The organism is Ruegeria sp. O4 (assembly GCF_056535125.1).
The window spans coordinates 42,797-53,864 of sequence record NZ_JBQERO010000019.1 but is presented as its reverse complement, the minus strand read 5'-3'; the positions used below and the strand labels follow the sequence as shown (position 1 = coordinate 53,864).

General features: G+C 58.8%; 9 protein-coding genes. 7 read left to right on the top strand and 2 right to left on the bottom strand.

What is annotated here, in order from left to right; all coding sequences use genetic code 11:
- The first annotated feature begins 86 nt into the window (after positions 1 to 86).
- The 7 genes from ACR0J7_RS17095 to mdoH all read left to right on the top strand — a co-directional run bounded on the left by ACR0J7_RS17095 (position 87) and on the right by mdoH (position 9,575).
- Positions 87 to 545: a DUF302 domain-containing protein gene (locus ACR0J7_RS17095; RefSeq protein WP_480915060.1), complete on the top strand. Its 459-nt coding sequence runs from the start codon at positions 87 to 89 to the stop codon at positions 543 to 545.
- 79 nt (positions 546 to 624) lie between these two features.
- Entirely contained in the window at positions 625 to 2,244 is a 1,620-nt protein-coding gene (locus tag ACR0J7_RS17090) for a thiamine pyrophosphate-binding protein (protein WP_480915059.1), read from the top strand.
- Entirely contained in the window at positions 2,231 to 3,415 is a 1,185-nt protein-coding gene (locus tag ACR0J7_RS17085) for a CaiB/BaiF CoA transferase family protein (protein WP_480915057.1), read from the top strand. Before ACR0J7_RS17090 ends, ACR0J7_RS17085 begins: the two co-directional genes overlap by 14 nt.
- Before the next feature lie 179 nt (positions 3,416 to 3,594).
- Entirely contained in the window at positions 3,595 to 4,965 is a 1,371-nt protein-coding gene (locus ACR0J7_RS17080) for a tetratricopeptide repeat protein (RefSeq protein ID WP_480915055.1), read from the top strand.
- A gap of 28 nt (positions 4,966 to 4,993) precedes the next feature.
- The gene (locus tag ACR0J7_RS17075) at positions 4,994 to 6,211 is read left to right on the top strand and encodes an OpgC family protein (protein WP_480772919.1); all 1,218 of its coding nucleotides are present in this window, start codon (positions 4,994 to 4,996) and stop codon (positions 6,209 to 6,211) included.
- Entirely contained in the window at positions 6,208 to 7,707 is a 1,500-nt protein-coding gene (locus tag ACR0J7_RS17070) for an OpgD/OpgG family glucan biosynthesis protein (protein WP_480772920.1), read from the top strand. The genes ACR0J7_RS17075 and ACR0J7_RS17070 overlap by 4 nt, the downstream gene beginning before the upstream one ends.
- On the top strand, positions 7,704 to 9,575 hold the full coding sequence (mdoH, locus tag ACR0J7_RS17065; protein WP_480898486.1) for a glucans biosynthesis glucosyltransferase MdoH: 1,872 nt from the start codon (positions 7,704 to 7,706) through the stop codon (positions 9,573 to 9,575). Before ACR0J7_RS17070 ends, mdoH begins: the two co-directional genes overlap by 4 nt.
- Here the strand turns inward: mdoH and ACR0J7_RS17060 are convergent, their stop codons facing one another.
- Together ACR0J7_RS17060 and ACR0J7_RS17055 are read right to left on the bottom strand one after the other, a co-directional pair.
- Positions 9,576 to 10,400 (bottom strand): CE1 family esterase, encoded by an 825-nt coding sequence (locus tag ACR0J7_RS17060; protein ID WP_480898054.1) that lies wholly within the window; start codon positions 10,398 to 10,400, stop codon positions 9,576 to 9,578.
- Positions 10,397 to 10,858 carry a rhodanese-like domain-containing protein gene (locus ACR0J7_RS17055; protein WP_480869691.1) on the bottom strand — a complete coding sequence of 154 codons (462 nt, stop codon included), beginning with the start codon at positions 10,856 to 10,858 and terminating at the stop codon, positions 10,397 to 10,399. The genes ACR0J7_RS17060 and ACR0J7_RS17055 overlap by 4 nt, the downstream gene beginning before the upstream one ends.
- Positions 10,859 to 11,068 lie beyond the last annotated feature (210 nt).

Genomic DNA, 11,068 nt, shown 5'->3' with positions numbered 1-11,068 from the left:
GCACGGGCACATGAACACGGGTTTGTGATGTCGCGGGTCGGTCAGGTCTGGCACACAGGTTGCACCTCAATACAGGATACGTGACAATGAAAGCCCTCATTCCCTTGCTTTGCCTGATCGCTTTACCCGTTTGGGCGCAGGACGTTCCGGCCGGATGGGCTGTGTTTCCTGCGGATAAGACCTACTCGGAACTGGTCGATGCAACCAAGGCTGCGATTAAGGACAACGGATTGATAGTGGTGACGCAGGCTGGACCCACCAAGGCAGCTGCGGCGCGCGGGATCACCATTCCGGGTAACATGGTGATTGGCGCGTTCAACAACGATTACGCCGTAAGGGTGCTGGAAACCTCTACCAATGCGATGATCGAAGCACCGATCCGTTTCTATGTCACCGAGAACGAGGACGGAACCGCAACCCTGTCTTACAAGACCCCCAGTTTCGTGTTTGACCCTTACATGGCGGAAGGCGGGCAAGCCTTGCAGGACATTGCCGCGGAACTGGATAAAACTTTTCAATCCGTCGCTGAAGACGCAGTCAAATAGTCACACTGACGTGATCCGCCTTGCGTCTGGTGGCGTCCTCCGCAATCTGCTTCGAAACGGTTATCTCGGAGCATGACTGATGCAGGACCCCACGCCGCGCGCCGCCGATCTTCTGGCCCAACGCCTGTACGAAGCGGGGTGCCGCCACGCCTTTGGAATGCCGGGGGGTGAGGTGCTGACACTGGTGGATGCGCTTGAAAAGGCGGGCATCACTTTTCATCTGACAAAACATGAAAACTCGGCCGGATTCATGGCCGAGGCCGTGCATCACCGCGACGGCGCGCCTGCGATTCTGGTCGCCACTTTGGGTCCGGGCGCGATGAACGGCATCAACGTGGTGGCCAATGCGATGCAGGACCGTGTTCCGATGATCGTTCTGACCGGTTGTGTCGATGCGGACGAAGCGCTGACTTACACCCATCAGGTTATGGACCACAGCCAGGTTTACCGTTCCATCACCAAGGGCACGTTTACACTGACGGCCAAGGGCGCGGATATCATCGCAGACAAGGCGGTGTCACTGGCCACGCAGCCGCGGCCGGGCCCGGTCCATATCGATGTTCCGATCTCGGTCGCCGATACACCGGTGACGGGTGTAAAACGCCGCCGTCTGGCCAAGGTCGCGCCTGTCAGCCCAAATGGCGAATGCCTGGAAAAAGCCCGGCGCTGGGTGGCTGACGCCGAGCGCCCCATCGCCATTATCGGTCTCGATGTCCTCTATGACGACTCGCGCAGTGTGGTGCAGGCGTTTTTGGAACATTTCGGAATTCCATTTGTGACCACCTACAAGGCCAAGGGTGTTGTTCCCGAAGATCACCCTTTGTGTCTGGGCGGCGCGGGCCTGTCGCCATTGGCAGACAAGCACCTTGTCCCATTGGTTGAACACGCCGATCTGGTGCTGTGTCTGGGGTATGACCCGATCGAAATGCGCCCCGGCTGGCGCGAAATCTGGGACCCCGAAGAAAAGCGCGTCATCGACATATCAGCGGTGATCAATGACCACTACATGCATCAGGCGGGTCTTAATCTGGTGGCCGACACGGGCGAGACGCTTGAGGCCATTGCCAAGGGAAACCCTGCCCGCGCAACGTGGCCGGGTGGTGAGCCCGCGCAGGTCAAATCTGCTCTGGCACAGTCCTTTCCCACTGATGAGGACTGGGGACCCGCAGCGGTCATCGCCGAAACGCGGGCTACCCTGCCCCCCGAAACGCTGGCAACCGCCGACAGCGGCGCGCATCGCATTCTGCTGAGCCAGATGTGGGACTGCAGCGAGGAACGTGGGCTGATCCAATCCTCGGCGCTCTGCACCATGGGCTGTGCTGTCCCAATGGCCATTGGTCTGAAACTGGCCGAGCCCGACCGCCCGGTGATCAGCTTTTCGGGTGATGCCGGATTTCTGATGGTCGCCGGGGAATTGTCGACGGCGGCCGAAATGGGTGGCAATCCGATCTTTCTTGTCTTCGTAGATGCCAGCCTTGCCCTTATCGAGTTGAAACAGCGGCAGCGGCAGATGGTCAACAATGGCGTGGATTTCGGTCACCATGACTTCGCCGCCATGGGCCGTGCTTTTGGTGGGAACGGCCACACCGTCCGCAACCGGGCAGAGTTGCGCGCAGCACTTGAAGCTGCTGTAAAGGCCGAGACATTTACCGTCATCGCCGCTGAAATCGACCGGGGAGGATACGATGGCCGCATCTGAGGGCCCGCTGAAGGGCGTCAAGATTCTGGACCTCAGCCGTATTTTGGCCGGGCCGACCTGCACGCAGTTGCTGGGTGATCTGGGCGCCAGTGTCATCAAGATCGAAAACCCTGCCACCGGGGGCGACGACACGCGGCAATGGGGTCCGCCCTATGTGACCAATGCCGACGGCAACCGCTCGGACCTGAGCGCCTATTTCATGTCAGCGAACCGAAACAAGAAATCCGTGGCGCTTGATATCGCGACTGAGAAAGGTCAGGCGGAAATCCGGCGGCTGGCCTCACACGCGGATATTCTGATCGAAAATTTCAAACCCGGCGGTCTGGCAAAATACGGGCTGGATTATGCCACCCTGTCGCAGGAATTCCCCAACCTCGTTTACTGCTCGATCTCGGGTTACGGCCAAACCGGACCAAATGCCAGCAAGCCCGGCTATGACCTGATGGCGCAAGGCTATGGAGGGATCATGTCCCTGACCGGCGACCCGGAAGGCGCGCCAATGAAAGTGGGGGTCGGAATCGCTGATGTGATGTGCGGAATGTATGCGAGCGTTGGTATTCTGGCCGCACTGCGCCACCGCGACCTGACCGGTGAAGGTCAGCAGGTCGATCTGGCACTGGTTGATTCTCAGATCGCATGGCTGATCAACGAGGGCGTCAATTACCTGACTTCTGGCAACGTTCCGCAACGCCGCGGAAACGGGCACCCCAATATCGTGCCTTATGACGTTTACGAGACATCCGATGGGCATGTCATTCTGGCGGTTGGAAATGATGGCCAGTTCAGAAAGCTGTGCGGTTTCCTGGGACAACCCGCACTTGCCGACGACCCCAGATTCGTGACCAACCCGGCGCGACTGGAACACCGTGATGCGCTGAACGCCATTCTTCGGCCGGCTGTTCAACGGCTGGATACGCGATCCGTAATTTCCGGTCTTGAAGACGTGAAAGTGCCTGTTGGTCCGGTCCAGACGCTGGATCAGGTTTTTGACACGGAACAGGTAGCAGCACGAAATATGCAGATTTCGATGCAGGCCCAGCCCGGTAAGGTGAACCTGATCGGGAATCCCCTTAACCTGTCACGTACGCCTGTAACATATCGCAGCGCACCACCCACCTGCGGGGCCGATACTGATTGGGTGTTAAACGCTGAAAACCCGTTCGACGATTGAAACACTTGCACAACTAGGCGGCAAGTTGCTGAAACATGCCTTTGAATCGGCGGATTTTTTCGACTTTTTCACACACGACATTTCACCAATTCGAGAGCGGGGTCGATACTGATACGCCGCTCTCGCACACTCTGTTACATCAAACAGTGTCAAATACCGCAATCAGATTGGACCCAAGTATGAAACAAGACGTTTTTGGACAGATGAACACCTTGGCGCAGCCGGAAGCTGTCGAAGCCTGGAATGGTGTTCTGCTTGGGTTCATGGCACATGCCGCGGTTACGCCCCAACATCTGGGCAAAGTGTTGGAGCTTGAGCCCGATTTTGCTTTGGGCCATGCCGTTAAAGGCCTGTTCATGGCCCTTCTCGGTCGGCGCGAGATGATGGCGGTTGCAGTCGAGGCTTTGGCGTCTGCCAATGCTGCGATGAAACGGCAGCCCGTCTCGGCACGCGAACGGCTGTTTGTCGATGCTTTGGGGCTGTATCTGGCGGGCCAACTGACACAGGCGGTGCAAAAGTTCGAAGCGGTCCTGCGCGATCATCCGCAGGATACGTTGGCGATGAAACTCAGCCACGCGACCCGTTTCGTTCTGGGCGATCCGGACGGAATGCGCCGTTCGATCGAACGGGTTATGCCTGCATATGAACCCGATCACCCCGGTCGGGGCTATCTGCTGGGCTGTCATTCCTTCGCGCTGGAAGAAACCGGAGCCTACGAAAAGGCCGAAATCGCGGGACGTCAGGCGCTTTGGATGGTGTCCGATGATGCCTGGGGTCTGCACGCGGTGGCCCATGTCCATGAAATGACCGGCAACGCGCAGCTGGGCCTTGACTGGCTGGCCGGGCGCGAGGCGGCCTGGGCCCATTGCAACAACTTCCGCTATCACGTCTGGTGGCACAAGGCCCTGATGCATCTGGATCTGGGTCAGGTCGATCAGGTGATGGACCTGTATGACAACCACGTCCGCAAGGACAAAACCGACGATTACCGCGACATCTCGAACGGAACTTCGCTTCTGATGCGGCTTGAATTAGAAGGCGTAAATGTCGGAAATCGCTGGGAAGAACTGGCTGACCTGAGTGCCGCACGCACCGAAGACGGCTGCCTGATCTTCGCCGATCTGCATTACCTTTTGGCACTGACAGGCGACAATCGCGTCGACGCCACAGCCAAAATGCTGAACCGCATGAGCAAGGATGCAGCGCGTGCCAATGACGACACCACCCGCCGTATGGCTGATCCCGGTGTCGCGGCCGCCATGGGCCTTGAAGCCTTTGGTGACGGCCATTATGGCACGGCATTTGATCACCTGTTGGCAGCGCGCGGTTCAATGCAACTGGCTGGTGGCAGTCACGCGCAACGTGATGTATTTGAACGCATTACCATCGATTCCGGGCTTCGGGCCGGTCGTCTTGATGCGGTTGAACGCATTCTGGATGACCGTCGCGCCAAGCGCGCCGGGGGTGAAGACAATTATGCCATCGCGCGCCGCGCCCTGATTGATGCGGCACGCGACGGCGGAGACATGCAAAGCGTCCCCGCCGAATAACAAGACGACCAAGAAGGACAGAGACCGTATGGCGACCATATCGCCCGCTGCTGATTTTGCACCCGTCGCAGCCCCGGCTGCGGCCCCCGCTCGCACGCGTGACCCGCGACTGGATTTCTATCGCGGCATCGCGATGTTCATCATCCTGATCGCCCACATTCCCAATGATCCTTGGGCGAATTGGATCCCGGCGCGCTTTGGGTATTCGGACGCAACCGAGATTTTCGTGTTCTGTTCGGGCATGGCCTCGGCCATCGCCTTTGGCGGGGCGTTCCTGTACAAGGGCTGGTGGATGGGCACGGCCCGAGTGGCCTATCGCATCTGGCAGGTTTATTGGGCCCATATTGCCCTGTTCTTCTTTGTCGCCATGACAATGGCAGCGCTGGACCTAACCGGCGCGTTCGGGAAAACCTATGTCTCGTCCCTGAACCTTCAGCATTTCTTCAATGATCCCGCCCCGCAGATGGTGGGGATCTTTACCCTGACTTATGTACCGAACTACTTTGACATCCTTCCGATGTATCTGGTGGTACTGGCGCTGATGCCGCTCTACATCGCGCTGTACCGTGTCAGTTTCTGGCTGATGGCGGCTGCATCTGTGACCATCTGGTGCATCACTCAGACCGGCGCGCTGGCCCTTCCGGCCGAGCCGTGGTCGGATCGGCAATGGTTTTTCAACCCGTTTGGCTGGCAATTGCTGTTCTTCACCGGATTTGCCTTGATGCGCGGATGGATTCCCGCTCCACCAGTATCGAAATCTCTGGTCTGGGCGGCTGCCTTGTTCCTGATCCTGTCAGCTCCGTTTGGGTCTTGGAAGGTCTTCCTCTGGGTTAACAGCGCTGCGCCTGAGTTGGGCGCTGCGATCCGAAAGATCTGGCCACTGACCGACGAATTGCGCGACAAGACCGAGTTTGGTGCGCTGCGATATGTCCATTTTCTGTCACTGGCCTATCTGGGCTGGGTCGCGGCAGGCGAACATGGTCACCGCCTGATAGCGACGGGTCACGGAATAGGCGCGCGTGTCTGGCAATTCCTTCTGACTGTCATCACCAAAGTCGGTCAGCAATCCCTTGCGGTGTTTGTATTTTCCATGGCAGCAGCACGACTTATCGGCGTTGCCCTCGATCAAGCTGGGCGGGATGTTGCCACCGTCTTTGTCGCCAACATAATTGGCTTTGCCATGATCATCGGTGTGGCCTATCTGGCAGCTTGGTTTAAGTCTCAACCCTGGAAATTGAAGAGATGAATTTCACCCGTCGCGCATTCCTAGTCTCGACGACTGCCTTGGCCTTTGCCCCATCGGCCTATGCGACCGGGGGCGCAGTCCCCTTTGACCGCGACCACGTGATCGAACTGGCCCGCGAACTGGCCAGCCGCCCCTATGCGGAACGCGAAATGGTTCCCCAAGAATGGCAGGATCTGACTTACGAACAATATCGCTCGATCCGTTTTCGGCTGGACCGGGCGTTGTGGTACGAAACCGAAACGCCATTCAACGTCGATTTCTTCACACCGGGCCTGTATTTCCCCCGGACCATCAAGGTGGAAACGGTCGAAAATGGCATGACAACACCAGTCGATTTCGATCTGGGGATGTTCGACAAATCCGAAGATGTGCCGCAATTGCCCATCGACGAGACTCTGGGCTTTTCAGGCCTACGGCTGCGGACCGAGATGCACCGACCCGGCAAGACGGATGAGTTCTGCGTCTGGCAGGGTGCCAGCTATTTCCGCGCTATTGGTCTGGACGAGGTCTACGGTCTGTCGGCACGCGGTCTCGCCCTGAAAACAGGCGACCCGGATGGCGAGGAATTTCCTGAGTTCATCCGTTTCTGGCTGGAGCGCCCCAAGCCCGGCCATCGGAATATGGTCGTACATGCGCTGATGGACAGTCCCAGCGTGACTGGGGCCTATCGCTTCAATGTCACGGCGGGGGCGGATTGCATTATCGACGTCGAGGCCACGCTGTTTCCCCGCGAAGACCTACCTCATGTAGGTATCGCGCCGGGCACCTCGATGTTTCTGTTCGACCAGACCAACCACAGCCGGTTCGACGATTTCCGTCCGGCCGTCCATGACAGCGACGGGCTGTTGATCCGCAATGGCGCGGGCGAGGTGTTGTGGCGTCCACTGGCAAACCCGGCCCGCCTGCAAATATCGTCTTTCGTTGACGAGAACCCGCGCGGCTTCGGGCTGATGCAGCGCAAGCGCGAGTTTTCGGACTATGCCGACCTTGAGGCGAATTATCACAAGCGCCCGGGCCTGTGGGTCGAGCCTCGGGATGACTGGGGCAAAGGCACCGTTACACTGGTCGAGATACCGGCCGATCAGGAAATCTATGACAACATCGTCGCCTATTGGCGTCCGGCAGAGCCCTATGCGGCAGGCAGTCGGGTTGACCTGTCCTATCGTCTGATCTGGGGTGAGGAGCCTCAGCGCACTCCGATGCCACGGGTGACCAACACCGCCATGGGCGAAAACACCTTCGGTGAGGGGCGTTTGGCCGTCATCGATTTCGAAGGCAGCGATTTGTTCGATGATATCGAGGCGATCAGTGTCTTCGTGGATTCCCCTCATGCCGAGACCTCGGACGGTGTTCTGCAACGCAACCCGGATACGGGTGGATTGCGTCTGGCGTTTTCGTTCCAGCCTGATGGGCGCGATCATGTCGAATTGCGCGCGCAACTGCTGAAAGACAAACAGCCCGCCTCTGAGGTGTGGCTTTACCGATGGACCATATGAACCGCGATCTGCATATCATGCCGCCTGAAGCACCTCTGGCGATGCCCGCGCAGAATTTCAGCGTGGGGTTCCACGATGCCGATGCCCCGTCGGGCACAGACACGGGCGCGGCTGGATTTTGGCGCGCGCTTGCGTTTTCACCGGCGATGGTGGCGACATTGGGCCTGCTGTGGATCATGAGCGACTGGTTCAGCGCCCAGGGGATCAATCTGATCGAGGGCATCCTGTTGGCGCTAATCTCGTTCAACTTCTTCTGGATTTCGTTCACGGTCTGCACCGTTCTGCTGGGTATGGTTTCGCTGTCGCGACAGGATCGTCCGCAGCGCAAGCGCACAGCACAGCCCCTGCGCGTGGCCCTTTTGACACCGGTATACAACGAAGTGCCATGGAACGTACTGGGCAACGCCCGCACCATGCTTGAAGATTTGCAGGCACGCGGTGGGCAGCATCACTATGCCATGTTCATCCTGTCCGACACACGCGACCCTGAAATCGCGGCACAGGAACAAGCCAGCGTCGAAGCCCTGCGCACCACGCTCGCCCCGGGGCTGGAGTTGTATTACCGCCGCCGCGAGCAGAACACCGACCGCAAGGTGGGTAACATCGCCGACTGGGTCAGTCGCTGGGGCGCAGACTGGGACGCGATGCTGGTTCTGGATGCGGACAGCCTTATGACCGGTCGCGCCATACATCGGCTGACCGATGCGCTGGCGCGTGATCCCGGTGCCGGGCTGATCCAGAGCTATCCGCAACTGATCGGCGCGCAATCGGTTTTTGCCCGTATGCAACAATTCGCCAATGGGGTCTATGGCATCGCCTTTGCCGAAGGGTTGGCGCGCTGGTGCGGACAAGAGGGCAATTATTGGGGCCACAACGCCATAATCCGCACCAAGGCTTTCGCCACCAGTGCCGGACTGCCCAAGCTGCGTGCGTTCAACGGTCAGGACAAGCTGATCATGAGCCACGATTTCGTCGAGGCTGGATTGCTGCGCCGTGCCGGATGGGCGGTGCGGTTCCTGCCGCGCATTCGGGGATCTTACGAGGAAACGCCCCCCACACTGATCGATCATGCGATGCGGGATCGGCGTTGGTGCCAGGGCAACCTGCAACACCTGAAACTGCTGGGCTCGACTGGATTCCGGGCCGTCTCGCGTTTTCATATGTTCCACGGTGCCGTAGGATACCTGATGTCACCGTTGTGGTTTGCGCTGCTGTTGATGTGGGCACTGATTGGTCAGGGCAAAGACGCCTCTGTCCTGCATTACTTCAGCCCCGATAATCCGCTGTTCCCGCAATGGCCGGAAATGTCGGAAACCCGGCACGTTCTGATCATTCTTGTGATGTATGCAATGCTGCTGGCACCCAAGGTGCTGGGAGTTCTGGCTTTGCCGCTAAGCGGTGTGCGCTACTCCGAATTCGGAGGCGGCCTCAAGTTCCTGACCTCGTTTCTGGCCGAGGTCATTCTGTCGATCCTGTATGCGCCGATCCTAATGGTGCAACAGATGATCGCCGTTTTCCGGACAGCACTTGGCATTCAGCGGGGCTGGTCGCCGCAAGCACGCGACGGTGGCAGTTACGGATTGCGCACGCTGCTTCTGTGTCACGCATTGGAAACCGTCAGTGGCATAGCCTTGAGTGTTGGTATCCTGTCCGGGCTGGTCTCGATCTGGCTGGCTCCGATTGCCATCAGTCTCGCCCTTGCCATTCCGCTATCGGCACTCAGCGGTGTTTCGGCCGGTGCCGCACGCCGGATGGTCGGAATGCGCGAGGATTTCCGCGAACCTGCCATCACCCGGTCGGCCCGCCGTTACCGAGCCGAGCTGAAGCAACTGGTTGAAGGCAAGATCAACATGACCCCGGCAGAGTGATCAGCTGCCGGGAAGCCCTTCGTACCAATCCACGACCATATCAGCCCAACCGGCTGGAACTGTATGACCGCCCGGGAACAAGGCAAACTCCAGCGCGCTGCCTTTGGCACAGGTGGTCCAGCGGCGGCGCATGAAATTCCCCGTTGTGCTAAAGCCGGCCGGTTTGTGATCGACGCAGCCATTTGCCTCGCGCCAGATTTCGAACCCGGCATAGATATCGCCCTGCTGAAACCGGCCACCGCCCAGTACGCGCCCCTCAAGCGGCACCACGTTGTCCGTCCAGCCATGGGTATGAAACATCCGGATCGGACCCTTGCAGGTTTCCGGGTGTGGCCTCCAGAATCCTCCGGACACCGGAACATATGCCGAAAATGTCTCGGGCGCCTTGCAGGCGAGATAGTTGACCATAAAGCCACCAGCCGAAAACCCGCCCAGCATGACCCGGTCCGCATTGATTCCAAACCGGTTTTCCGCGTCCTGAACCACTTCGGACAGAAAGGCGGTTTCATCCCGTTCGCCAAATCCAGGAATAAAATTCCAGCTTTTTCTGCCGCCCCGGTTGGGCCTGTCCGAACCTTCCGGTGCCATCACAGCATACCCCCGCGCCAGCAGAGGTTCGACCATCCCGCGATTTCGCATCGTGCCAGATCCACTGCCGCCATACCCGTGCAGAAACACCAACAACGGCGGGTTTTCCGCACCGGGCAATTCGATGTGATACGCGCCCAAAGAGGTTTCGCAAATTTCCCCCTGATCAGCACAATCCGCCAAGGCCAACTGCGCGGTGAAGGCAAATACTGCTGCCAGGCTGATTTCCCTGATCATCCTGCATCCTCACTGTATTTACGGACCGGTAAACCGGTCCTTACCCATCCCGGCCCGGCCGCCGAGCCCAACATACCCTCGGGTACGTCGATGATATTTGTGAATCCGGCTTCAATCAAACGATTGCTGAGGCGCGCGGACCGCACCCCACGGGCGCAGATCAGCGCCACGGGAACAGCCTGATCACCACCGGTCATTTGTGTCAGAACGTCGACGAAATCTTCGCGCCGCATGTCCAGCGGTACCGCGCCCTCGCCAATTCCCGAGGCGCGCCACTCGCGCGGTGTGCGGATATCAACCAGCAGAACGCGCCCGTCCACAGCCTGCTCATGGGCGTCGGCCACACTGATCCGGCCGCCGCTGTGATCCTCGGGGATCAGTCTGTATTGCCTGATCGCAAACCCGGCAGCAATCGCGGCACCGCCACCAATCAATAGCCACCGTCGGGATCGTTTCATTTTTTCGGCCACACCTCAGCCTCCTGTTCGCTGACACTGGTTCTATCACAACCAGACAGCAAGTTGCGCGGTGAAACACAGCTTGCAGATCAAGATCGCGTCATTAATGCGCAATGCCACCAATGCATTGGTGATCCATTGGAGCCCGGCAAAAAAGTTGCCATCTCTGGACAGTCGGCAAAATATCCTTACAAAATTGACCTCACCCTG

What these genes read in the sequence shown, in the direction of transcription:
- ACR0J7_RS17090 (WP_480915059.1), top strand. Translation starts at nt 625, where the DNA reads ATGCAGGACCCCACGCCGCGCGCCGCCGATCTTCTGGCCCAACGCCTG.
- ACR0J7_RS17085 (WP_480915057.1), top strand. Translation starts at nt 2,231, where the DNA reads ATGGCCGCATCTGAGGGCCCGCTGAAGGGCGTCAAGATTCTGGACCTC.
- ACR0J7_RS17080 (WP_480915055.1), top strand. Translation starts at nt 3,595, where the DNA reads ATGAAACAAGACGTTTTTGGACAGATGAACACCTTGGCGCAGCCGGAA.
- ACR0J7_RS17055 (WP_480869691.1), bottom strand. Translation starts at nt 10,858, where the DNA reads ATGAAACGATCCCGACGGTGGCTATTGATTGGTGGCGGTGCCGCGATT.
- ACR0J7_RS17060 (WP_480898054.1), bottom strand. Translation starts at nt 10,400, where the DNA reads ATGATCAGGGAAATCAGCCTGGCAGCAGTATTTGCCTTCACCGCGCAG.
- ACR0J7_RS17075 (WP_480772919.1), top strand. Translation starts at nt 4,994, where the DNA reads ATGGCGACCATATCGCCCGCTGCTGATTTTGCACCCGTCGCAGCCCCG.
- mdoH (WP_480898486.1), top strand. Translation starts at nt 7,704, where the DNA reads ATGAACCGCGATCTGCATATCATGCCGCCTGAAGCACCTCTGGCGATG.
- ACR0J7_RS17070 (WP_480772920.1), top strand. Translation starts at nt 6,208, where the DNA reads ATGAATTTCACCCGTCGCGCATTCCTAGTCTCGACGACTGCCTTGGCC.
- ACR0J7_RS17095 (WP_480915060.1), top strand. Translation starts at nt 87, where the DNA reads ATGAAAGCCCTCATTCCCTTGCTTTGCCTGATCGCTTTACCCGTTTGG.